The 21,877-nt window shown below is 68.8% G+C and carries 22 protein-coding genes, 1 tRNA gene and 1 pseudogene; 16 read left to right on the top strand and 8 right to left on the bottom strand.

All coding sequences use genetic code 11. From position 1 onward, the window contains the following. The first annotated feature begins 42 nt into the window (after positions 1–42). From ACWEF2_RS27420 to ACWEF2_RS27410, 3 genes are all read left to right on the top strand, one after another. A complete protein-coding gene (locus tag ACWEF2_RS27420) occupies positions 43–693 on the top strand; it encodes a class I SAM-dependent methyltransferase (RefSeq protein WP_453819215.1) in 651 nt (216 codons plus the stop codon). Between the two features lie 940 nt (positions 694–1,633). Then, positions 1,634–2,569, top strand: a complete 936-nt coding sequence (locus ACWEF2_RS27415) for an isopeptide-forming domain-containing fimbrial protein (RefSeq protein ID WP_453819259.1) — start codon at positions 1,634–1,636, stop codon at positions 2,567–2,569. 186 nt (positions 2,570–2,755) lie between these two features. Then, positions 2,756–4,321, top strand: a complete 1,566-nt coding sequence (locus ACWEF2_RS27410) for an NAD(P)-binding domain-containing protein (protein ID WP_453819214.1) — start codon at positions 2,756–2,758, stop codon at positions 4,319–4,321. A gap of 7 nt (positions 4,322–4,328) precedes the next feature. Here ACWEF2_RS27410 and ACWEF2_RS27405 read toward each other — a convergent pair whose 3' ends face one another. Together ACWEF2_RS27405 and ACWEF2_RS27400 are read right to left on the bottom strand one after the other, a co-directional pair. Continuing rightward, a complete protein-coding gene (locus ACWEF2_RS27405; protein ID WP_453819213.1) occupies positions 4,329–4,991 on the bottom strand; it encodes a nitroreductase family protein in 663 nt (220 codons plus the stop codon). Continuing rightward, the gene (locus ACWEF2_RS27400; RefSeq protein ID WP_453819212.1) at positions 4,988–6,232 is read right to left on the bottom strand and encodes a carboxylate-amine ligase; all 1,245 of its coding nucleotides are present in this window, start codon (positions 6,230–6,232) and stop codon (positions 4,988–4,990) included. The genes ACWEF2_RS27405 and ACWEF2_RS27400 overlap by 4 nt, the downstream gene beginning before the upstream one ends. 101 nt (positions 6,233–6,333) lie before the next feature. Here ACWEF2_RS27400 and ACWEF2_RS27395 point away from each other — a divergent pair, with 101 nt between their 5' ends. Then, positions 6,334–7,545 carry an RNA-guided endonuclease InsQ/TnpB family protein gene (locus ACWEF2_RS27395; protein WP_453819211.1) on the top strand — a complete coding sequence of 404 codons (1,212 nt, stop codon included), beginning with the start codon at positions 6,334–6,336 and terminating at the stop codon, positions 7,543–7,545. 141 nt (positions 7,546–7,686) lie between these two features. Here the strand turns inward: ACWEF2_RS27395 and ACWEF2_RS27390 are convergent, their stop codons facing one another. After that, positions 7,687–8,817 (bottom strand): M20 family metallopeptidase, encoded by a 1,131-nt coding sequence (locus tag ACWEF2_RS27390; protein ID WP_453819210.1) that lies wholly within the window; start codon positions 8,815–8,817, stop codon positions 7,687–7,689. 380 nt (positions 8,818–9,197) lie between these two features. On the opposite strand from ACWEF2_RS27390, the gene ACWEF2_RS27385 reads away from it, so the two are divergent. The 4 genes from ACWEF2_RS27385 to ACWEF2_RS27370 all read left to right on the top strand — a co-directional run bounded on the left by ACWEF2_RS27385 (position 9,198) and on the right by ACWEF2_RS27370 (position 13,278). Continuing rightward, the gene (locus ACWEF2_RS27385; RefSeq protein ID WP_453819209.1) at positions 9,198–10,448 is read left to right on the top strand and encodes an MFS transporter; all 1,251 of its coding nucleotides are present in this window, start codon (positions 9,198–9,200) and stop codon (positions 10,446–10,448) included. 251 nt (positions 10,449–10,699) lie between these two features. Further along, positions 10,700–11,806 (top strand): ferritin-like domain-containing protein, encoded by a 1,107-nt coding sequence (locus tag ACWEF2_RS27380; RefSeq protein ID WP_453819208.1) that lies wholly within the window; start codon positions 10,700–10,702, stop codon positions 11,804–11,806. A 142-nt stretch (positions 11,807–11,948) separates the two neighbouring features. After that, positions 11,949–12,641, top strand: coding sequence for an HAD family hydrolase (locus ACWEF2_RS27375; RefSeq protein ID WP_453819207.1), 693 nt, complete (start codon positions 11,949–11,951; stop codon positions 12,639–12,641). Between the two features lie 106 nt (positions 12,642–12,747). After that, positions 12,748–13,278, top strand: coding sequence for an NUDIX domain-containing protein (locus tag ACWEF2_RS27370; protein ID WP_453819206.1), 531 nt, complete (start codon positions 12,748–12,750; stop codon positions 13,276–13,278). 301 nt (positions 13,279–13,579) lie between these two features. Here the strand turns inward: ACWEF2_RS27370 and ACWEF2_RS27365 are convergent, their stop codons facing one another. Further along, a complete protein-coding gene (locus tag ACWEF2_RS27365; protein ID WP_453819205.1) occupies positions 13,580–14,656 on the bottom strand; it encodes a polysaccharide deacetylase family protein in 1,077 nt (358 codons plus the stop codon). 268 nt (positions 14,657–14,924) lie between these two features. Between ACWEF2_RS27365 and ACWEF2_RS27360 the strand changes: the two genes are divergently transcribed. From ACWEF2_RS27360 to ACWEF2_RS27345, 4 genes are all read left to right on the top strand, one after another. Continuing rightward, positions 14,925–15,209 (top strand): GNAT family N-acetyltransferase, encoded by a 285-nt coding sequence (locus ACWEF2_RS27360; RefSeq protein WP_453819204.1) that lies wholly within the window; start codon positions 14,925–14,927, stop codon positions 15,207–15,209. Between the two features lie 443 nt (positions 15,210–15,652). Next, positions 15,653–15,772 (top strand): DLW-39 family protein, encoded by a 120-nt coding sequence (locus ACWEF2_RS27355; protein ID WP_013130296.1) that lies wholly within the window; start codon positions 15,653–15,655, stop codon positions 15,770–15,772. 29 nt (positions 15,773–15,801) lie between these two features. Next, positions 15,802–16,542 (top strand): HAD hydrolase-like protein, encoded by a 741-nt coding sequence (locus tag ACWEF2_RS27350; RefSeq protein WP_453819203.1) that lies wholly within the window; start codon positions 15,802–15,804, stop codon positions 16,540–16,542. 633 nt (positions 16,543–17,175) lie between these two features. Beyond that, positions 17,176–17,248 (top strand) — tRNA-Ala (locus tag ACWEF2_RS27345). Positions 17,249–17,310: 62 nt separating this feature from the next. Here the strand turns inward: ACWEF2_RS27345 and ACWEF2_RS27340 are convergent. The 3 genes and pseudogenes from ACWEF2_RS27340 to ACWEF2_RS27330 all read right to left on the bottom strand — a co-directional run. Then, positions 17,311–17,886: a site-specific integrase gene (locus tag ACWEF2_RS27340; protein WP_453819202.1), complete on the bottom strand. Its 576-nt coding sequence runs from the start codon at positions 17,884–17,886 to the stop codon at positions 17,311–17,313. Further along, entirely contained in the window at positions 17,849–18,649 is an 801-nt protein-coding gene (locus ACWEF2_RS27335; RefSeq protein ID WP_453819201.1) for a tyrosine-type recombinase/integrase, read from the bottom strand. Before ACWEF2_RS27335 ends, ACWEF2_RS27340 begins: the two co-directional genes overlap by 38 nt. 73 nt (positions 18,650–18,722) lie before the next feature. Continuing rightward, a pseudogene (locus ACWEF2_RS27330) lies at positions 18,723–18,935 on the bottom strand (transposase); the annotation flags it as partial. A 269-nt stretch (positions 18,936–19,204) separates the two neighbouring features. Between ACWEF2_RS27330 and ACWEF2_RS27325 the strand changes: the two are divergent. The 4 genes from ACWEF2_RS27325 to ACWEF2_RS27310 all read left to right on the top strand — a co-directional run bounded on the left by ACWEF2_RS27325 (position 19,205) and on the right by ACWEF2_RS27310 (position 20,929). After that, positions 19,205–19,747: a DUF6232 family protein gene (locus tag ACWEF2_RS27325; protein WP_453819200.1), complete on the top strand. Its 543-nt coding sequence runs from the start codon at positions 19,205–19,207 to the stop codon at positions 19,745–19,747. After that, positions 19,747–20,088 carry a hypothetical protein gene (locus ACWEF2_RS27320; protein ID WP_453819199.1) on the top strand — a complete coding sequence of 114 codons (342 nt, stop codon included), beginning with the start codon at positions 19,747–19,749 and terminating at the stop codon, positions 20,086–20,088. The genes ACWEF2_RS27325 and ACWEF2_RS27320 overlap by 1 nt, the downstream gene beginning before the upstream one ends. 262 nt (positions 20,089–20,350) lie before the next feature. Next, entirely contained in the window at positions 20,351–20,683 is a 333-nt protein-coding gene (locus ACWEF2_RS27315) for a DUF6247 family protein (RefSeq protein ID WP_355599439.1), read from the top strand. After that, entirely contained in the window at positions 20,684–20,929 is a 246-nt protein-coding gene (locus tag ACWEF2_RS27310; protein ID WP_355599438.1) for a hypothetical protein, read from the top strand. It begins immediately after the preceding gene. Between the two features lie 340 nt (positions 20,930–21,269). Here the strand turns inward: ACWEF2_RS27310 and ACWEF2_RS27305 are convergent, their stop codons facing one another. Beyond that, positions 21,270–21,659, bottom strand: coding sequence for a tyrosine-type recombinase/integrase (locus tag ACWEF2_RS27305; protein WP_453819198.1), 390 nt, complete (start codon positions 21,657–21,659; stop codon positions 21,270–21,272). Positions 21,660–21,877 lie beyond the last annotated feature (218 nt).

The following is a 21,877-nucleotide window of genomic DNA, read 5'->3' as shown; positions in this document are numbered from 1 at the left end:
GGCCGGTGGATCCGGTGGACCGGCGGCGCGGAGGGAGGGACCATGCCGGAGACCCGCGTCAACCATCCGATTTTCGCCCGGTTCTACGCCCGGATCAGCCAGACGATGGAACACCGGGGGCTGGCCGAGCGGCGTCAGGAACTGCTGGCCGGACTGTCCGGCCAGGTGATCGAGGTGGGGGCCGGAAACGGCCTGAACTTCGCCCACTACCCGCCCACCGTCACCCGGGTGCTCGCGGTGGAGCCCGAACCCCGGCTGCGCCGGCTCGCGCGGACGGCCGCGGGCGAGGCCCCGGTCCCGGTCGAGGTGGTCGACGGTCTCGCCGACCGGCTCCCGGCCGAGGACGAGACCTTCGACGGCGCGGTGGCCTCGCTGGTGCTGTGCTCGCTGCCCGACCCCGACTCGGCGCTGCGGGAGATGTACCGGGTGCTCAGACCCTGCGGGCGGCTGTGCTTCCTGGAGCACGTCCGTGCCGAATCGGCCGGAATGGTCCGGGTACAACGACTGCTGGACGTCACGGTCTGGCCGCGTCTGGCCGGTGGCTGTCACACCGGCCGCGACAGTGTCGCGGCCATCGAGCGGGCCGGGTTCACCGTGGATCGGCTGGAGAGGTTCATGTTTCCCCGGGCTCGCACCCCGGCCTCCTTCTTCGTTCTCGGCGCCGCGTCACGCCCGCCGGCCGGTGACCGCTAGGACGGTGACCGCGCGGCGCGTCCGGCACCGGGTTTCCGCAAAATTCGTAGATGCCGCCGGAACCCCCCGAACGCATCCGTACGGCTCACGCCCGGCCAGGCCCATACCGGGGCCGAATTCGGTCGAGATCTTCTCTGGAGCCTGTCCAGGCAGGTCAACGTCCCGCCAAGCGTTGGCACTGCCCCGTCCGTCCGTGCACGTGTCGCGTGTCCCGGGCCGGGCGGTCAGGCGACTCTGCCCACCAGTGCCGGTGCCGGTTTCTCGCGGCCTGGTGAATGGGGGCAGCTCGCTGCCGGAGGAGAGGAAATCGATCATGAAGCACATCCGACGGATGTGTTACCCGGTTGCCGCACTGGCGATGGTGGCCGGACCGCTGACCCTGTTCGGCGTGGCTCCGGCCGACGCCGCACAGGCCGATCCGGCTCGGACGGCGCTGCGCGCCGGACCGGACCCGGCTTCGTGCCCGGAACGGGTGGCGCTGGTCAACGGCGGCTTCGAACGGCCGACCGTCACCGGTGGCGCCGTCAACTTCTTTCCCGACGCCTCGCAGCCGGGCCCGAACTCGGTGCCCGGCTGGCTGACGACCGCCAGCGACCACATGATCGAGCTCTGGAACGGCCCGCCCAACCCGACCAGCACCCCGCCCGCCGAGGGCAGGCAGTTCGCCGAGCTGAACGCGAACGAGGTCTCGACCCTCTACCAGGACCACCCGACCACCCCGGGGGCAAGGCTGTACTGGCGGCTGTCGCACCGTGGACGGCTGGGCGTCGACACGATGGCCCTGGACATCGGCGCCCCCGGCTCGCCCGTACAGCAGCAGGTCATGTCCGACGGCACCACCGCCTGGGGCACCTACAGCGGCGTCTACACCGTACCCGCCGATCAGACCGTCACCAGGTTCGGCTTCCGCTCCATCTCGGCGGCCGGCGGGAACCGGGGCATCGGCAACTTCCTGGACGGCGTCTTCTTCGGCACCGCGCCCTGCGTCGTCGTCACCAAGGACGCGATCCCCGACGGCCCCGTCGATGTCGGGGACGTGGTCACCTACCGGCTGACCGCGAAGAACAAGGGGGGTGGAGCGGCGGAGAACGTACGGCTCACCGACGCCATCCCGGACGGAACCACCTACCTGCCCGGCTCGCTCCGGGTCGTGGACGGCCCCAACACCGGGATCAAGACCGATCGGCCGGGCGACGACCAGGCGGAATTCGTCTCCCGGGGAAACCGGGTCTCCTTCACGCTGGGCAACGGCGCCATCGGTTCGGCGCCCGGCAGCCTGCCCAACACCGCCGCCCTTCCGGACGGCACCACGGTGGAGTTCCGGGTCAGGGTCGACCGGGCCGCCGCGGGCAAGCAGGTCGTCAACCAGGGCACCGTCACCTACGACAACCTGCTCGGCCCCACCCCTGATCCGCTGGTCTCGACCTCCGGTGAGGCGGTCACCAGGGTCAACCCCGCCGTCGACCTGAGCGTGGTCAAGTCCGCCGACCTGACCAGGACCACCGTCGGCCAGACGGTCACCTACCGTCTCGCCGTGCGCAACGCGGGCCCCAACGACGCCCACGGGGTCACCGTCAAGGACGCGCTGCCGGCCGGTCTCTCCCTCGTCTCGGCGACGCCCTCGGCCGGTGACTACGACCCGGCCACCGGGACATGGACGGTGGGCGGACTCGCCAAGGGCGCCACGGCCACCTTGACGATCCGCGCCAAGGCCACCGGGGCCGGGAAGAAGACCAACACCGCCACGGTCAGCGGTGACGAGAAGGACCTCGACCCGGCCAACGACACCGACAGTGTCAGGATCTGCGTCGACCCCGCGCCCACGTGCTCGAAGTGCACCCCCACCTGGTGCGCGACCTGCACACCGAGGACGTAGCGGCGAACCGGGGAATGATCTCCGACCGGCGGCCGGTCCGGAACCACGGGGTTCCGGGCCGGTCGGCCGGTTCCGCCGGGCGCCCGGCGAAGTCGCGGGTCACGATCCGGTCACCACCCGGCACCGGCCGGTGATTTCCCGTCCACCATGGTCGGAGAGATCACATGCGTCGGTGTGGGGGAGATCATGTCCGAAGCCGGGAGTTCCGGGTTAGCCGTCGGCGCGGAGGAGGAGCACCGGTATGTCATCGTCGGTGCGGGTCCGGCCGGTCTGCAGCTGAGTTACCTCCTGCAGCGGGCGGGCGCCGACTACGTGACGCTGGAACGCGAGGCCGCACCGGCGAACTTCTTCCGGCACTACCCGCGTCACCGCAGGCTGATCTCCCTCAACAAGGTGCACACGGTGAGCGCCGATCCGGAGATCCGGCTCCGCTGGGACTGGAACTCTCTGCTCAACGACTCACCCGACCTGCTGTTTCCCAAGTACAGCGCCGACTACTTCCCGAACGCCGACGACCTCGTCCGCTATCTCGCCGACTTCCAGCGGCTGCACGGCCTCGCGGTGCGGTACGGCACGGCGGCGGAGCGCGTCGAGCGGATCGACGGCGGGTTCCTCGTGCACACCGCCGGCGCCACGCTGCGCTGCCGGTGCGTCATCGTGGCGACCGGCTGGGGCGCGCCGTACGTGCCGCCGATTCCCGGGATCGAGCACGCCGTCGGCTACGAGGAGATGCGGGTCGACCCGGCGGCGTTCGCCGGGCAGCGGGTACTCGTCGTCGGCAAGGGCAACTCGGCGTTCGAGACCGCGAGCGCGATCCTCGGCCATGCGGCCATGGTGCACCTGGCGAGCCGCCGCCCGCTCCGGCTGGCCTGGAACACCAAGCACCCCGGCGACGTGCGCGGCCAGTACGGCGCGATCCTGGACAGCTACCAGTTCAAAACGCTGCACGCGGTGCTCGACTGCACGGTCGACGAGATCCGTCCCGTGGGAGATCGCTTCGAGGTCCGCATCTCCTACACCCACGCCGACGGCGAGCAGGCGGTGCTGGAGTACGACTCGGTCATCCGGTGCACCGGTTTCCGGATGGACACCTCGGTCTTCGACCCGGCGTGCCGCCCGGAGACGGTACGCGACGGGAGGATACCGGCGCTCCGCCCCGACTGGCAGTCGGCCAACGTGGACGACCTCTACTTCGCCGGCACCATCGCCCAGGCACGCGACTTCCGCCGGGCGTCGTCGGCCTTCATCGACGGGTTCCGTTACAACCTGCGCACGCTGAGCACCCTGCTGCGCGAGCGGTACGACGGCGTCCCCCTGGCGTACGACACGGTGCCGGCGGATCCGCGGAGACTGACGTCGCTGGTGCTGGACCGGGTGAACTGGAGCTCGGCGCTCTGGACCCAGTTCGAGTACCTCTGTGACGTGCTGGCGTTCGACGAGGCGACCGGGCAGGTGCGGCACTACCCGGACCTGCCCGAGGACTACGCGGTGTCCCGCTTCCGGGACGCGCCGCACTACTACACGGTCACACTGCGCTGGGGCCGCGCGGATCACGCGGACGTCTTCGCCGTGGAACGGCATCCGGTGCCGGAGCGGGCCGAGGAGAGCGCCTTCATCCACCCGGTCGTCCGGCGCTACCGCGGCACCGAGCTCGTCGCCGAACAGCACCTGCTTGAGGACCTGCTCGCCGAGTGGCGCCGCCCCGACCGGCACGTCGAGCCCCTGCTGGCCTTCTTCGAGAAACACCGGTGAGCCGGTCTCAGCAGCGGACCATCACCTCGGCGAGGGGCTTGCGGGCCAGGTCGGGCACGCGGGCGTCGGCCGCCGGATAACCGACCGGCATCACCAGGTACGGACGTTCCTCCGCGGGCCGTTCGCAGACCTCGTTGAGGAAGCGCATCGGGCTCGGCGTGTGGGTCAGTGTGGCCAGGCCCGCGTGGTGCAGCGCGGCGATCAGCAGCCCGACCGCGATGCCCACCGACTCTTTGACGTAGTACGGCTTGGGACTGCGCGGTCCCTGGTGCACCTCGAAGACCACGATCACCACGGGCGCGGCCTCCAGGAACGGCTTGCGCCAGTCGGTGCCGATGGGGGCGATCGTGTCGAGCCACTCGGCGGAGGCGCGACGGGAGTAGAACTCCCGCTCCTCGGCCTCGGCGGCCAGACGCAACCGCCTCCTGCGGGCCGGGCTCGTCACGACGACGAACCGCCAGGGCTGCAGGTTCGCCCCGCTCGGCGCGCTCGCGGCGGCCAGGACGGCCGTCTCGATCACCGCCTCCGGCACGGGGTCGGGCGAGAACTCCCGCACCGACCTCCGCGTCACCATCCGGCCGGCGAACGATCCCACCGCGCGGGTCATCTCCGCCGGTGACATCCGGCGAGGGTTCAGCGGAATCGTCGGGTGCTGCGCGGTCTCGGTCAACGAACGCCTCCCAGTCCGTGCGGCGTTCCTCCAGCATGACCCGCGGGCTGTGGCGATGTCCTTACGTTGGTGTGCTCTCCTTGGCGCGGAGGCCGGAGGCCGGACGCCGCACCCGGTGCCGTCCGCGCGACCAGGTGGTCCACGACGTCGGTGAGCCGGCCGTTCCGGGCGGCGGCCCGGCGCTGTCGTGCCGCCCCGTCCCCGACCTCGATCAGCCGGCGCAGCCAGCCGGTGACGCGATCGAGGTCGCCGTACTCCTCCAGCGCGGGCCCGGCCGTACGGAGCAGGCGTTCCGCCAGTTCGGCTGCGGGCACCGGGAGCCCGGTGCGCACGTCCACGCCGTGCCCGCCCAGCCCGTCGCGGGCGGCCCGCCAGTAGGCGACGCGCATCAGCTCGGCCGAGACGACCGGGCCCGGGTCGCCCCGGTCCACCGCGGGGAGCGAGGCCGCCACCAGGGCGCGGACCAGCGCGGCGAGCAGCGCCGACTCCTCGGCGGTGATCGGCACGTCGGTCACCCGGATCTCCAGCGTGGGCTGGTGCGCCGACGGCCGGATGTCCCAGAAGACGGTGCCCGTGTCGACCAGCGCGCCGGCCTCCTGGAGGGTCGCGACGAACTCGTCGTAATGCGCGGCGGAGGTGAAGTAGGGCGGCGGTCCCGCCACCGGCCAGCGGTTCCAGACCAGGGTGCGCCAGCCGGCGTAGCCGGTGTCCCGCTCGGCCCAGTACGGCGAGTTCGCCGCGAGCGCGATCAGCGTCGGCAGGTGGGGGCGGAGGTGGTTGCTCACCATCAGCGCCCGTTCCCGCTCCGGCAGCTCCACGTGCACATGCAGGGCGCAGATGCTCAGCTCGTCGTGGAGTCCCCGGAAGGTCGCCGTACCGAGGTCCTGGCGGGGCCCCTCGGTGATCGGCGAGGGGACCGTCCGGCCCAGTACGGGCGTGCCGCTGGCCATGATCCGCGACCCCTCGGCCTCGGCGGCGGCGGCGAGCTCGGCACGCCCCTCCACCAGTTGCGCGTGCAGCTCCGCGAGCGTACGGCAGGGCTCGGTCCGCGTCTCCAGCTGGAGCTTGGTGATCTCCCCGCAGACCCGTGCGCCAAGCCGGTCGCCGGCCTGGCGCAGCACCTCCCCGGCCCGGGGCACCGCGAACCTGGTCACCGGATCCACGACCAGGAACTCCTCCTCCACCCCGAACCGGAGGCCGGATCCGGCCCGTCCGTCCGGCGGTGAACCATCGCCGCTCATCAGTTCTCCTTGAGCGTGGAAACCTGGCCCTTCAGGGCCGGGAGGAAACGCGGCGCGGTGCCGCGCTTATCGAATGGGGCGAGTTCTGATAAAATTCGAACATGCGTACGGCGTACAAGGTGCGGGCCTACCCCACCCCCGAACAGGCGGCCCTGCTGAGCCGCACGTTCGGCTGCGTACGCGTGGTGTGGAACCGGACCCTGGCCTGGCGGCACGCCCGCTACCACGGCGAGCGGGTCACGACGAGCTTCACCCAGGCCAACGCCTACCTCACGGCGATGAAGGCGACCGATGAACTGGCGTTCCTGAACGAGGTGTCGTCGGTTCCGCTGCAGCAGGCCGTCCGCCACCAACAGGTCGCCTTCACCGGTTTCTTCGCCGGACGCGCCAGGTATCCGCGCTACAAGTCCCGCACCGGACGCCAGAGCGCCGAGTACACCCGCTCGGCCTTCCGCTACCGCGACGGGCGGTTGTTCCTGGCGAAGACGGCCGCCCCGCTCGCCTTCACCTGGTCCTGGCCCGGCATCGACCCGGCCACGATCAACCCGACCACGGTCACCGTCTCGCGTGACCCGTGCGGGCGCTGGTACGTCTCCTTTGCCGCGGATGTCGAAGACCCTGAGCAGGCTCCGGCGACCGGCGCCGCGGTGGGTGTGGACGTCGGCGTGAGGGACTTCGCCGTCACCTCCGACGGCGAGAAGATCGCCAACCCGCGCCACCTGGCCAAACGGGAACGCAACCTGGCCCGCTATCAGCGGCGCATGGCCCGCAGGCGGCGCGGCTCGAACAACCGGGCCAAGGCCAAGGCGAAGGTCGCCCGCGCGCACCGCAAGGTCCGCGCCTCCCGCACCGACTTTTTGCACCGCATCTCGGCGCGGCTGGTCCGCGACCACGACGTGATCGTGATCGAGGACCTGGCCGTGAAGAACATGGTCCGCAACCGGAGCCTGGCCAAAGCGATCTCCGACTGCGGGTGGGGCACCTTCCGCCGCATGCTGGAGTACAAGGCGGCGAAACACGGTCGCCATCTGATTGTGATCGACCGCTGGTATCCCAGCTCGAAAACCTGCTCGGCGTGCGGGCACCTGCTCGCCCGGCTCTCGCTCGGCACTCGGACGTGGCAGTGCCCGTCCTGCGGCACCCGGCACGACCGGGACGTCAACGCCGCGAAGAACATCTTGGCGGCAGGTCTTGCCGTGTCTGCCTGTGGAGGTGACGTCAGACACTCCGGGTCCTCCCGGGTGCGGTCGCCGGTGAAGCAGGAACCCCAGCCTGCGAGGGCTGGAATCCCCGTCCTTCAGGGCGGGGAGTAGTCAACGCCGTGCTCACCTTCGCGACACCCCCAACGGCCGCGGGACACACGGCTGATCACAGAGTATTTGGGGCTGTCGCGCGCCGTGCGGCTTCGGGGCAGAAGCATGCCGCGCGGTGTCGTGCGAGGGGGTGGGCTCCGGTCAGGAAGGTGTCGCCAGCAGTCGCTCGACGAGCGCCGCCAGCAGCGCGGCCCGGTCCGGCATCGTCCGCACCTCGACGTACTCGCCTCGGGCGTGCGCGCCGCCGCCGACGGCGCCCAGCCCGTCCAGGGTCGGTACGCCGAGCGCCCCGGTGAAGTTGCCGTCCGACCCGCCGGGGGCGTGCGCGCCGTCCGGCGGGGGCAGGCCGATGTCCTTCGCCGCCTCCTGCGCCATCGCGAGCAGCGGCAGCGCCACCGCCGGTGTCAGCGGATAACGGTTGACTCCCCCGTCGACGGTCAGCGTGGCCTCCGGAAGCCGGGGGGCCAACCGGTGGATCATCCGGTCCACCCGGTCGAGTTCCTCCCGGGTCCACGCCCGGACGTCGACGGAGAGGGCGGCCGTCTCCGGCACGGTGTTCGTCGTGGTGCCGGCCGTGAGCACCGTCGGGGTCACGGTCGTGCCGTCCGGCACGGCCGCGAGTGCTCGCACGGCGAGTATCTGGTGGGCGATCTCGACGGTGGCGTTGACGCCCCGCTCCGGTTCGACTCCGGCGTGGGCGGCCCTGCCGTGAACCGTGAGCCGGTAGACCGACCCGCCCTTGCGCGCCACCTTCAGCGCGCCGTTCGGAGCGCCGGCCTCGCAGACCAGCACCGCTCCCGAGCGGCGGGCCTCGCGCTCGATCAGGGGGCGTGAGGTGATCGAGCCGCTCTCCTCGTCGCAGGTGAGCAGCATCCCGACCCGGGAGGTGTCCGCCATCAGGCCCAGCGCGGCCAGCATCTGCACGATGCCGGCCTTCATGTCGCACACCCCTGGGCCGGTCGCGGTCTCCCCCTCGACGGTGAACGGCCACTGCCGGATCGTGCCCGCCGGCCACACCGTGTCGAAGTGCCCCAGCAACAGCACCCTCTGGTCGGGTGCCGGCCAGAGCAGGTGGGGCAACCCGTCCCGGACGACCCGCCGGGCCGGCCGGCCGAGTACGGCCTCACCCCAGCCGGCCACCAGGTCGGCGCAGGCCGTCAGGTGGTGGGCCGAGCCGGGGGGCGACTCGCACGACACCAGTTCGCCGAGCCGGTCCACCATCGCCGCGGCGTCCTCCCGTGCCGCCCAGCGCAGGGCACTCAGCTGTTTCACCGGGCTTCTCCGCCCGGCCGGGCCCCTCCGGGGCCTCCGAGCCGGCAGGGGAACCGTTCGGGCGTGGGAAGGAATCCCCCGCTCCGGGAAGGAGATGTGGAGAATCCGGTTCGCCCGGCTGTCAAGACCAGCATCGCCGCTCCCTCGAAGGTGGGGGTCGATTCGCCAAGTATCAGATATTTCGCCCTTCACACCTTCTTCTGTATTGCCCAACTCGCGGTGACCCGGGGCCGTCACAGGGGTGCGGTGGCCGTACGGAGATGCCGGGGCCGGCGTGGTGAAAACGAGAGCGAGGGGATCGGGGGGAAATATTCATGCGACATAACGCCCGTAGAGCGGCAGGATAGGCGTTGTTTCGACGCTTTTTAGGGAGCCAGCAGGTGCACAGCTACCGGCGCGATCTCGGCATGCTCCGAGATAGGCGTTTCGCCCTGCTGTTCGTCGCCCGGACGGTCTCCACGCTGGGCGGTTCCTTCGCCCCGGTGGCCCTCGCCTTCGGCGTTCTCGCGCTGCCCGGCGCGACGGCCACCACGCTGTCGGTGGTCCTGGCCGCGGAGGCGCTGCCGATGGTGGCGTTCATGCTCGTGGGCGGGGTGATCGCCGACCGGCTGCCACGGCACCGGGTGATGATGGCCGGTGAGACGCTCAACGCGGTGGCCTTCTTCTGCCTCGCCGCGATGCTGCTCACCGGATGGACCCCGCTCCCCGCGATGGTGACGGCGGCGGCGCTCACCGGCATCGCGATGGCCGTCCTCTTCCCCGCCCTGACCGGCATCATCCCCGACGTCGTGCCCGCCGACCGGCTGCAGACCGCCAACGCCCTCCTGGGACTGGGCGCCAACAGCTCACGTGTCGCCGGGCTCGTGCTGAGCGGCGCCACGGTCGTCCTGGTCGGCGGCGGCTGGGCGCTGGTGGTGAGCGGCGCCATGTTCGCCGTGGCGGCCGTGCTCATCGCCGCACTGCGTCTCACTCCGGCGGAGCGTTCCGCGCAGACGAGGCACTCGGTCCTCGCCGACCTGCGCGGTGGCTGGCGTGAGTTCATCTCCAGGCAGTGGCTCTGGGTGGTGGTCGCCCAGTTCTCGGTGCTGGTGATGGCCATACAGGCAGCCCACGGCGTGCTCGGACCGCTGGTGGCCAAGGAGCATCTGGGCGGGGCACCCGCCTGGTCGGCGGTCCTGGCGGGCGAGGCGGTCGGCATGATCGGCGGCGTCCTCGTCGCGCTACGGCTGCGGCCCCGCCGTCCGATCCTGGTCTGCACGCTCCTCACCGTGCCCACGGCGCTGCCCTACCTGCTGCTCGGCCTGGCGGCTCCGCTCTGGACGATCGTCGTCGGCGCGGTCGTGATGGGCGTCTGCTTCGACATCTTCAGCGTGCTGTGGAACACCACGATGCAGCGTGAGGTCCCCGCCGAGTCCCTGTCGCGGGTCAGCTCCTACGACGCCCTCGGCTCGCTGATGTTCGGCCCGATCGGCCTGCTGGTGGCGGGGCCGGTGGCGATCGTCGTCGGCCCGAGGCCCGCGCTGCTCGGATGCGCCGCGGTCGTCGTCCTGTCCGCGCTCGCCGCCCTCCTGTCTCCCGGGGTGCGCCGGCTGCGGGCCCCGGAACCCGCCGGGGAGGCCGTCGCGCACTGACCTCTCGGCGCCGCCGTGCCGTGCTCTGACGGGGCGGACGGGACACGAGGGACGGCCTGGCGCCGGTCCGCCTCGCCGTACCGGCCGGGTCCCGGGCGACGCACCCGAGCCGCCGAGCGGCCGGATCCGGCTGTGCCTGTCCCCCCGTGCTCGGTGTCGTGCCCGCCGTTGACACCCCCTGGAGCGCGTGAAACCGTACGTACGGTGTACGTCCTCCTGTGCCCTCAAGCGTGCCTCTGAAGGGAGTCATCGTGTCGACTCACCGGCTCTACAGCACCCCCGTCGCCGAAGACAGCTGGGATGTGCCGATGGCCGGCGACGCCCGTTTCACCTGGGAGTACGACGACGGCAGGGAGAAGCTGCTGGCGCTCTACCAGAAGGGCAAGGACAAGCAGTGGGACTCGGTCAAGCGCATCGACTGGGACCTGGAGGTCGACCCCCACGACGCGCTCGGCATCCCCGACCAGTCAATGGCCGTCTACGGCACCCGGCACTGGGACATGTTCAGCGAACGGCAGCGCCAAGAGGTCAGGATGCACTCGGCGTCCTGGCAGTTCTCCCAGTTCATGCACGGTGAGCAGGGGGCCATGATCACCGGTGCCAGGATCGTCGAGACGGTGCCGGATCTGGACGCCAAGCTCTACGCGGCGACCCAGACCATGGACGAGGCGCGACACGTCGAGATCTTCTCCCGCTTCCTGCACGAGAAGATCGGAATGGTCTACCCGATCAATCCCAAGCTGCAGGAGCTGCTCGGCGAGACGCTCACCGACTCGCGCTGGGACATGCCCTACCTCGGCATGCAGGTCCTCATCGAGGGCCTCGCGCTGGCCGCCTTCGGCGTCATCCGTGACGTCACCACCAAACCGCTGCCCCGGCAGATCCTGACCTACGTCATGCAGGACGAGGCGCGGCACGTCGCCTTCGGCCGGCTGGCCCTGCGCGACTACTACGCGCAGCTCTCCTCGGCCGAGCTGCGCGAGCGTGAGGACTTCGTCATCGAGGGCTGCTACCTGATGCGCGACCGCCTCCGCGGGGTCGAGATCTGGGAGAACTTCGGACTCGCTCCCCGGGACATCCAGGAGATGCTCAGGGACTCGCCGTACATCAGGACGTTCCAGAGCCTGCTCTTCAGCCGCATCGTCCCGTGCGTCAAGGACATCGGCCTGTGGAGCGACCGCATCCGGCAGGCCTACGACGACATGGGCGTGCTGGAGATGTCCAAGGGCGACCTCGAAGCCCTGATGACGCAGGACGAGGAGTCCGCCGACCGGCTCGACGTCGAACGTTTCGCCGCCGAGGAGGTTCAGCGCCGCGAGGAGGTCGACAAGGTGATCACCGAGGCCGCCTCCTCCTGAGGGACGGTCTCGCCCCGGCGGACGACCTCCCCGCGAGACCTCGATAAGATGATCTTGACCTGCCGGGGGCGGGCGTGAGGCTCGCGGCCGGTATTCGGTAAACTTCGCCGGCTGTCGCGGAGGTGTTCACGGAGGTGCCGGCATGCGGTTGACCGAGCAGGTGCTCATCTTCGACGCCGACGACACGCTCTGGGAGAACAACATCCTCTTCGAGCGGGTCATCGCCGACTTCCTCGACTGGGTGGAGCATCCCACCTTCGACCGGGTCGAGATCCGCGCCATCCTCGACGACATCGAGGCGGCCAACGCGGTCTCCCACGGATACGGCGGCAAGGTGTTCCTGCGCAGTCTCGCCGAGTGCCTGGAACGGCTCTACGAGCGGCCGGCGACCACGCGGGAGCGACGCCGGATCGACGAACTGGCCGTGACGCTGATCGAGCGCCGCGTGGAGCTGGTCCCCGGTGTCGCCGAGACGCTCGCGGACCTTGGCACCCGGCACGAGCTGCTCCTGCTCACCAAGGGCGATCAGGACGAGCAGCGGCGCAAGCTGGACGCCTCCCGGCTCGCGCACCACTTCAGCGGCATCCACATCGTGCCGGAGAAGGGCGTCGACGCCTACCTTCGGCTGGTCGAGCGGCACGACCTGACGCCCATGACCACCTGGATGATCGGTAACTCGCCGAAGTCGGACATCCTTCCCGCCCGGCAGGCGGGGATGAACGCCGTCTTCATCCCGCACGCCCACACCTGGGTGCTCGAACAGAGCGAGCTCGATCCGGGTGACGAGCGGGTGCTGCGGCTGGGGGCGTTCCCCGAACTGCTTGACCACTTCTGATCCGGACGTCCCTGACCGGGCCCCTGGGCCGGGCAGCCGCGGATCGGACGTCTGTGGATCGGACGTCTCCGAGCCGGATCGCTGCCGAGCGTGAGAAAGGTTCCGTGTGACCACTGATCGATCTCCGATCCCGAACACCTCCGGCCAACGGCCGGAAGCCACCGCCGGACGGGCACGGAGGACACCCGCCGTCTCATGCGTGTTCGTCTGCCATGACGGTCACGGCCGGATACTGCTGGCCCGGCGAGGCGGGGGCGCGAGGGACGAGCCCGGAACCTGGGACTGCGGCGCCGGGGCGCTGGAGTACGGCGAGTCGTTCGAGACGGCGGTCGCCCGGGAGGTCCGCGAGGAGTACTCGGCCCGCGCACTGAGGATCGAGACGATCGGTGTCCGCAACATTCTGCGGGAGGAGCCCGTCTCGCACTGGGTCGCGGTGATCTTCGCGGTCGAGGTGGACCCCGCCGAGGTCGCGATCGGTGAGCCCCACAAGTTCGACGAACTGGGCTGGTTCGAGCCGGACGGGCCGCCGGGTCCGCCGCACTCACAGCTCTCGGAGACCCTCGTGCTCTTCGGCACCTGGCAGGAGCGCGGGTCGCATGGGCACGGGTCGCCGGCCGGGAACGGCACGTCCGCCTGACGACACCCCCGCCGGCTCCCGTGGCGGTGGGCCGCCAGGAGCGGACCTCGCCACCTCGGAGCGGCACCCCTCAGAGGAGACACAGATCTCCGGCGGCCCGGGACGCCGAAGGCGGGGGCGGCCTCCTTGACGACCTCCGGCTCTCGACCGGGCGTTCGCGACCTCCGCCGAGAAACGGCGCGTCAGGCCCCGGAGGTGTCGGAGGCACCGAAGGTTTCGGAGATCTCGGAGACCGCTGTCCTGGAGCCCCCCGGTGGTCCTGGAGGCTCTGAAGGCGCTGGAAGCCGGTACGGCCTGGAAGTCAGTACGGCAGAGCGCGATCGGTGAACCGCTTCGTCATGAAGGGTGTCTTGAACTTCGGGAAGGCGACCGTCTTCACATCCCCGTCGGAGGTGTAGCGCTCGTCGCTGTGCGCCTGCAGCCAGTCGAGCCAGGCGATGGAACAGAACTTCGCGCAGTCGCCGGTCTTGTCCATCGATCGGATACGCGGGATGCCGACCGGATCGAACTTCTTGTTGAACGGCGACTCCGCGGGGGTGTACCCGGCCAGGAAGACCCCGCCGTAGTCGTAGGAGACGTCCCCTGAGGAACCCTTGAGACCCCAGTCCTTCTGGTTGGGCTGGTTGCCGTACGGCAGCGCCAGCGTCACCGGGCCCGAGTTGATCAGGTTGGTGATGAGCTTGTGACCGGCGGCGACCTCCGAGGCCACCTGGTTCTGTGGCTTTCCGCGCAGGCTCTTGTGGTCACGGGTGTGGTTGCCGATGTCGAACCCCTTGTCCCGGAGCCACATCAGCATCTGCGCCCCCTCCTCGGGGGTCGCCTTCCCGAACATGTCGCGCGTCACGTAGAACGTGCCCACCGCCCGGAAGCCCGGATGCTGCTTGGCGACGTCCTGAAGGATGGCGACGGCGGTGTCCGCCTTGGGGGCGCCCGTCCCGTCCAGATCGAACTGGGACGGAGACGAGTCGTCGAAGGTGAGGACGACCGGATGCCGTCCGGCGGGGATGTCGATGTGCCCGCCGACGTACTCGGCGGCCGTGATGGGGACGTAACCCTCCCTGGCCAGCCGTTCCAGCTCGGTGCGGAACTGCTTGGGGGTGCGGTCGTCCTGGGTCGCCGGCTTCTCCACCACCCGGTGGTACATCAGGACGGGGATCTGGCCCAGCTCATTGGCGTGGGCCTGCGCGGCGGCCGCCGTCTTGGCCTTGAGCAGGGCGGCCTTCTTCGCCTCGGCCGAGGCCGCGGACGCCTTGGCGGCTGCGGCGACCGCGGCGGGATCCTTGTCCTGCGTCTCACTCTGCCCCGGCATGCACCCGGCCAGTGCGGCTCCCGTCGCCGCGGTCACCACGACGACACTGATCACCCTGAGACGGCCCATCGAATCCCCCCGAGCGCGCTGACGATACGCTGGTGATCCCCCGCGGACCCGCCGCTTGATCCCCGCGTGATCCCTGTATGAGGCAAAGGCTTCGTAGTACGGCTCTCGCCCGGTCCCCGCACCGGGTATCCGGAGGTGGCCGGTCAGGGGCGGGCGGGGCGGCGCGGGTGGCCTTGGACACCCGGGGGCGGCTCTCCGGGAATGAACGGCGCCGGGAATCGGCTGATCGATGCGCCGCCGTCCGGCGGCCCGACGAAGGAGGACCCCTGTGCACGTCGACGTCAAACTCTCGTCCACCGGCGATCTCTTCGAGGCGGAGGTGGACGGCAGGCAGGCGGGACGGCTGGAGTTCATCCGGCGGGACGGTGTCATCACCTATACCCATACCGAGGTGAACGCGGAGTTCGAGGGCAAGGGAGTGGGCGCGGTGCTCGTCCGCACGGCGCTGGACGCGGCTCGCGTCGAGGGGGTGCGGGTGGTGCCGTTCTGCCCGTTTGTGAAGGGGTGGATCAGGCGGCACCCCGAGTACGCCGACCTCGTCGCGGACGCCTGACCGACATCCTTGTCTCCCGGCTCGGCCGCGGCGAAGGCGCAAGCCTCATCTGAGGCGTTTCGGCTATTTTGTGCCATTTGACCGGTTCGGCCTTCCGCGTAATCGCGCCGAAACCGGTATAAGAGCTGGTCGTGCCGGTATCGGAGCCTCCGTGACACCGATCTTCGCCGACCTGGGCCTCTGTGACGCGCGCGGCCTTTCGTTCCTGGGGTTATCGTGAAACCGAGATGACGTCGGAACCGGGCTCGTCGCAGATCGCGGCTGTTCGGGCGGAGGCCGTACGGCATCATTGATGACAATCACCCGGTTAGTGGAGATTTGCCATGCTGGCTTGTCGCCCGAACCGGATCATGGCCCGGTCCCTTGCTAGGCTGCAGAGAAACGTTGGAACCGGGCGTTGTCTCACCCCGGCAGGTGAGACCGTCAAGAAGTGGGGTCACACCGTGAAGAAGCTGCTCGTTCTGGCGCTTGTCGCTCTTGGGGGACTGCTGATCTGGCGTAAGGTGCAGGCGGATCGCGCCGAGCTTGATCTGTGGACTGAGGCTACCGGCAGCGAGAACTGAACAACGCGGCTACCGATTCGGGTGCTTTCATGGTCCTTGCCCAAGATGGGGAAGTAACACCCATCAGGCTTGCCTGTCTGGATCTGGCGGGCACCACGGTCGGTGATATCGCCATGATCGAACGGGCGTTCGCCGAAGCGATCGCCACGCAGGGCATCGTGCCCGGGACCGGTGCGTACGCACGCGCCATGGTGCACGTGCACCGGTCCCGGGGCTGTCCGACGATCGAGGTCTTCCGGGGCATCTTCCCCGACAACGAGGCCCAGGCCCAGGCGGCCAACCTGACCTTCGAACGCTCTTACGAGGGCGCCGTCCGGCGTTCCGGCCTAATCCCGACACCCGGCACCATCGAGGTGCTGGACAGCCTCCGTGACGCCGACGTCAAGATCTGTCTCATCACCGGGTTCAGCCGGAGCGCGCTCAGTCGAGTGCTGACCGCTCTGAGCTGGTCCGACAGGATCGATCTGGCACTGTCCCCGGAAGACGCCGGCCGAGGCCGTCCGATGCCCGACATGGTGCTGACCGCGGTCCTGCGTCTCGGTATCCAAGACGTCCGCCAGGTCGCGGTCGCCGGAGACTCCGAGAGCGCCATGCTCTGCGGCCGGCGTTCAGGAGCGTCGGCGGTCGCCGGAATCCTGACCGGAGTCCACAGCAGGGAACGCCTCCTCAAGGGTGGTGCCACCCACATCCTGGACTCCATCACGGACCTGCCGGCCCTGGTGCTCGGCGGGCGGTCCACCGAAACCCCCGTGGGCGCCTCCGCCCGCTGAACACGCCGACAAGAACGCTCTTGTCTCCATCCGGTAAGCGGGCCGGCACGGGCACCCGCCGAGACGGTCACCCCTGACCTGCCATCGGCGACCTGACCCTCGGCAGGTCACCTTCCGCGCTCGACGCCACCCACCGAGCCCGTTCACCCCGGCACGCGGATCCCCGGCACGCGGGTTCTTGGCACGCGGGTTCTTGGCCGCCTCCCGGGGCCGCGTCCTGGCCTCTCAACGCCTTCCCCGTGCTGTTCTCCTGCCCCCGATCGCTCTCCCCGTACGGCTCCGCCCGCGGTCCACGGCGAGGGCCGGTGTCATGACGATGAGCGCGCCCGCGGCAACGAACAAGATCACTACAACACGTTCTCCCGCCCGGAGCCCCCGGGACTTGAGAGGGATCAGGTCGGCAAGCCAACCTGCTTTACCCCTTTAAATCCCGAAATTTCACCCCCCAAACAAGCGCCCAAAATGACAACAAGAGACCCAACCCAATCCGAGCCACCCCCTCTCGCCCACCACCTGAGCACCCCACCCCCAGCGGAGAGCCCAAGTGGCGCGGAAGCCGGTCCTGTTGCTACGGTGTACGACTGAAGCACGTCGCGGACACGGATTTCTCACGCAGGTCAGCGACTTGATCTCGGGGCCTTAGCTCAGTTGGCAGAGCGCCTGCTTTGCAAGCAGGAAGTCAGGAGTTCGAATCTCCTAGGCTCCACCGACTCCCCGAAACGAAAAAGCCCAGGTCAGACGTAACCGCCGTCGCCTGGGTTTTGATCTTCATTCAGCCCTGTTTCGCGTCCGTGCCCGTTGCGTGCCCGATCCCTCGCCGAGTGACCCACGGGCGAGGTCGTCGAGCTTGCGCGCCACCTCCCGCTGACGCTCGCCGGTGGAGTGCTGATAGATCATCGCCGCCCGTGTACTGGCGTGCCCCATGCGCTCCATCAGCTCCCGGATCGACGCCCCGGCATTCGCCGCGAGGGTGTTGCCGGTGTGCTGCAGATCGTGGAAATGGATCTTCGGAAGGTCCGCTTCCTGGAGTGCCCGAGCCCAGACGCGCCGGTTGAAGTTGGTGTTCCGCAGCGCCCCGTCATCCGGCCCCGCGAAGACCAGCCCCTTGTCACCGACCTGAGTGAAGTCCCTCACGTGCGCCCGCAAATCCTCAATGATCAACTCGGGGATCACCACGGTCCGCTTCCCCGCGTTCGACTTCAGATCGGCGAAGACGAGCCCCTTGCCGGTGATCTGCATCAACTGGCGTTCGACGCGCACGGTTCCGGTGTTCAGGTCGAGGTCCCGGCGCTGGAGGCCCGCCAGCTCACCCCAGCGCAGACCGCCGAACGTCGCCAGCAGCACCAGCGCCCCGGTAACGTGCCTCGACGACGTCGGCGAGCCGGTAGACCTCGGCGACCGTGAGAATCGGACGCTCCGGTGACCTTTCCTGACCGGCGCCCTTGATCCGGCACGGGTTGCGCTTGATGAGCTGATCGTCCACGGCGGTGGTGAGCATCGCCTTAAGTAGCCGGTACGCCTTGGCCACGGTGACCTCACTCACCCCGGAGTCCAGCAGCCTCTTCCGCCACCGCCGAACGTGCGGGTCCTTGATCTCGCTCAGCGCCTTACCCCCGAGGGCCGGGACGAGGTGGACGCGGAAGAGGTAGCCGTACAGCTCGACCGTGCGCGGACGCAGGTTCGGCCGCTCGTCGATCCAGCTCCGGCCGTACTCCCCCAACGTGATCTTCCCGGCGTCCGGGTCGATCCACTCGTCGTCGAGGATCTCCGCTTCCTTCTTGGTCAGCCAGACCTCGGCGTCGCGCTTGGTCGCGAAGGTTTCCGGGGCCGCCCTGTCGATGTCGTCCGGCCCCTTGTAGCGAGCCTGGAACCGGCCCGAGGGCAGTTGCCGAACACGCCCGAAGCGCCTCTTCGGCTTGCTCTTGGACGGACGCCGAGGTTCGTCAGGCGTGGTGAGTGAGCAGCACTCGGCGCTGCGTGGTGGCCGAGGCCGGCCGAGTGTGCCACTCGTAGTAGCCCGAGCGCGACACCCCAGCCAGGCGCACATCTTGGCGATCTTGTGGTGCGCCTTCTCTGCATCGATCAGCTCGAACTTGGCGAGCGTCATCGACTCTCGGCCGCAAAGAAGGCCGCTGCTTTTTCAAGAACGTCAGCTTCTCGCGCGAATCGGCGTTTTCTCGCTCGAGCTCGCGGATCCGGGCCTGCTCCGGCCCGGAGACCGGTGGCTCGTCTTGGCCGTGTACGATCCGACGCCGGTGCACCCAACTGCCCAGGGTGCTGGTGTTGATCCCGAACTCGCGGGCCACCGCCGCGACCGTCCGCTCGCCTCCCAGCACCATGCGGACGGCTTCGTCCTTGAACTCGGGCGAGAACTGCTTACGGCGCCTCGTCACGTACCTACCTCTTCCAGATTTCTGTCGGCTTATGTAGCTGACTGTCCGGAATCTGTTAGGCGCCTCAACGCCTGTTTCCGGCTTCCGGCGATTCCTCCTCAAAAGTCTGTAATGTGGGTATTGGTGTTCAAAGAATCCTAGTCGCCCGAACTATTTCGCTGAGATAACCTCACGGAAGTCGTTAACTCCCATAATTCCATTCGGCTCTGGCCTCGTCGGAGTACTGATCCGCTAAAGTGCAATTCCGGTTTCCCTGCGATGGGGGCGAGATGACGGTCTGGCACGGAGCGGTCCAGGTACGGATCGAAGCGGGTGTCTTATGGGTCGGCAGTGACGCATACCCCCTGCGTAATATCTCGCACGTGGGCTGCCGCGGCCTGCCTCCTGCGAGGAGGGACAGCAATGTGGCCCGCAATCGGCTCGACTCCCAGATCAAGTCCACCGCGATCACTGGTAGTATCCTCTCCGTCATCACGATGGGCGGCCTCCTCTTCCCCACCGCCGCCCTCCTGATATGGATGGTCTGGCGCCGGAACAAACTGCCGGATCTGCCGGATCTTCATCTTCCGGCCCTGCACGGGTTGATCATTAGCACCGCTGGCACTCAGCGGGACGCCGTCTGGAGCACTGCGAAGGACGAGATCGACTATCTCATCCGGGAGATCACTGCGGCGATCGGTAATCCCGATAACGCACAAACGGTCATCTACGTGGAGCATGCCGTCTCCGGCGACGTCATTCATCAATGGGGGGCGAACAGCGTCGGCAAGGCCAATCACTTCGGTTCCGGCAACATCTCGGCAGGTTGGTAATGAGCAACGAGCATATCCAGCAGATCGGTGCGGGAAGCATCGGTAAGGCGATCCACAAGGGTAGGGGCGACATCGTGGCAGGAGGTAAGACGGTCGGCACGGCAGGCCCCAAATCCGAGATCGACGACCTTCTCGCGGCGATCGACGAACTACGCCGGCACCTCGACGACGTGAGCCGTACGGAGCTCGACGCGGCGGTCCGGGAGATCCGGCCGGACAGCACCAGAGCGGAGCTGGAGGGCCCGCTCGCGCGGATCGCCGGTATCGCCGTCCTCCTCGGGACTGTTGGAGGCCCCGTGATCAGCGCCGTCCAGACACTCCTCACCACCCTTTCCGGTTGAGTCGCCTCCTGCGCCTCCGCCCGCGAGAATCTGCTCCACCAGAAAGTTCGCCACCTCCACGACCTGCTTCTCCACCGACGGCCCGGTTGCTGGCGTTCTATTCGCGTCCTCGGCTGGCCTCCTCGTCATGATTACGTGGCTGACGTGGTGCGGGCGTGATCACAGTGTGTTGGTTTCATCTTTTGTGCAGGCGTGCGACTGGATTTCTGAACCGTCCTGGCGAGAGTCTGTAGGCTCTATGAGCAAGGAGAGGAGGCTCAGCATGACCGCGCAGCCGCAGGAGTTCGTGCCGTCCCCTTCGCCGATGCCCGAGAAGAACCTACGGGCCATCCGCGCCGCCCTGGTGGTGTCGCAGGACCGCGAGGCGTTCGACGTGGGGCTTAAGGCAGTGCTCGACGAAGTTCGCGTGAGCTTGGACCTCGGTGCGCTGAACACCTTCGTCCACCGCTGGTGGATCTCCGCTTGCGACTCGGTGAGAGACCCGGAAGGGCGCCGCCGAATGTATGCCAAGGCCGAGCAGGTTCTTGCCGGTGGGCGGATTTCGCCGGGAAGGTCGTGGCGTGAGGTGCTCGGCGACCGTGGGGTCGACCTGTAGGTGTACCAGGTCACACTTGATCCCCTCGCCGAAGAGCAGATCGCCGCGATCCCTGTGGAAGCGCTGCGTCCCCTCGCCGAACTGCTCGCACTGCTGGAGATCGCGCCATGGAGCGGCCAGTCGTACAGTCCGGCCAAACCCAAGGCCAACATGCTCACACATGCGTTCGGCGAGCGGGGGCTCGCGACGTACGTTGTCTTGGACGAGCAGCGCGAGGTGTATCTCATTCGCATCGAGTGGCCGTGATCTTACGTATGTGCGGCATGTCGTTTCGCAGATCCTCATGCTCAAGAGGCCAGTGTTCCACGTTCGGCTCGTGAATCCGTAGTGGGAGCCGATGGGGACCTCCGGTGCTGCCGCAGAGACGAGCGGGGTACCGGAAGAGTCCTGTGTACAGCAGCGGATACAGCAACACCGCCTCACGCGGTCCACGTCACCGGCCCGCATCTGTCACGTAATCAGGGTCAGGAGCCCTCTACGTCGTGACCGGCTCCCGTTTGCAAGCAGGAAGTCAGGAGTTCGAATCTCCTAGGCTCCACCAGCCCAAACGCCTCCCCCTCGATCCCGATTCGGATCCCCCGGGCCATTAGCTCACTCCGACCGGCATGCCCGCGCCGCCGTCGTCCCCCTCGCCCGGTTCCTTCCTCCGCTCGGCCTCAACACGGGCGCTCAGCGCGTCGGCGATCCTCTGATCGGCGTCCCGCGTGGCGTGCTGGTAGATCAGCGCGGCCCGGTCGCTGTCGTGCCCCATCCGCGCCTTCAGGTCGGCCAGGCTCGCCCCCGACTGCGCTGCCAGCGTGTTGCCGGTGTGCCGCAGGTCGTGAAAGTGCAGGCCCTTGACGCCCATCTCCTTGAGCGCGTCCGGCCACTTGGCCTCACGCCGGAAGTTGCCGCCCCGCAGGAACCCGCCCCGCTTGCCGAGAAACACGAAGGCGTCCGGCTCGTCGCCCACGAAGGGCGAAAGATCAGCTTGCATAGCCGCTCTACCTGCACAGACCAAGAGTGCGGCGGTGAGAACCGGCTCAGAACCCCCGGCACGGGGTCACTGGCCGCAACCGGGGTCCCCCTCCAGAAACCCCGCCTCACCGCCGCACTCGCTCTAGGGCCTGTACGGAGTTGAGATCAGAGGGATTGCCTGCGGTACGGCCGGCGGTCCTGGTAGGTCATCGGGCATGGCGCGTGGAGATCTCACCG

This window comes from Streptosporangium sp. NPDC004631 (assembly GCF_053601935.1).
This window is presented reverse-complemented; position numbering and strand designations above follow the sequence as displayed.

Bases quoted from the DNA above. Each gene is read 5' to 3' on its own strand.
- ACWEF2_RS27420 (WP_453819215.1), top strand. From the start codon at position 43: ATGCCGGAGACCCGCGTCAACCATCCGATTTTCGCCCGGTTCTACGCC.
- ACWEF2_RS27410 (WP_453819214.1), top strand. From the start codon at position 2,756: ATGTCCGAAGCCGGGAGTTCCGGGTTAGCCGTCGGCGCGGAGGAGGAG.
- ACWEF2_RS27400 (WP_453819212.1), bottom strand. From the start codon at position 6,232: ATGAGCGGCGATGGTTCACCGCCGGACGGACGGGCCGGATCCGGCCTC.
- ACWEF2_RS27395 (WP_453819211.1), top strand. From the start codon at position 6,334: ATGCGTACGGCGTACAAGGTGCGGGCCTACCCCACCCCCGAACAGGCG.
- ACWEF2_RS27375 (WP_453819207.1), top strand. From the start codon at position 11,949: ATGCGGTTGACCGAGCAGGTGCTCATCTTCGACGCCGACGACACGCTC.
- ACWEF2_RS27365 (WP_453819205.1), bottom strand. From the start codon at position 14,656: ATGGGCCGTCTCAGGGTGATCAGTGTCGTCGTGGTGACCGCGGCGACG.
- ACWEF2_RS27350 (WP_453819203.1), top strand. From the start codon at position 15,802: ATGGTCCTTGCCCAAGATGGGGAAGTAACACCCATCAGGCTTGCCTGT.
- ACWEF2_RS27335 (WP_453819201.1), bottom strand. From the start codon at position 18,649: ATGACGCTCGCCAAGTTCGAGCTGATCGATGCAGAGAAGGCGCACCAC.
- ACWEF2_RS27325 (WP_453819200.1), top strand. From the start codon at position 19,205: ATGACGGTCTGGCACGGAGCGGTCCAGGTACGGATCGAAGCGGGTGTC.
- ACWEF2_RS27320 (WP_453819199.1), top strand. From the start codon at position 19,747: ATGAGCAACGAGCATATCCAGCAGATCGGTGCGGGAAGCATCGGTAAG.
- ACWEF2_RS27315 (WP_355599439.1), top strand. From the start codon at position 20,351: ATGACCGCGCAGCCGCAGGAGTTCGTGCCGTCCCCTTCGCCGATGCCC.
- ACWEF2_RS27305 (WP_453819198.1), bottom strand. From the start codon at position 21,659: ATGCAAGCTGATCTTTCGCCCTTCGTGGGCGACGAGCCGGACGCCTTC.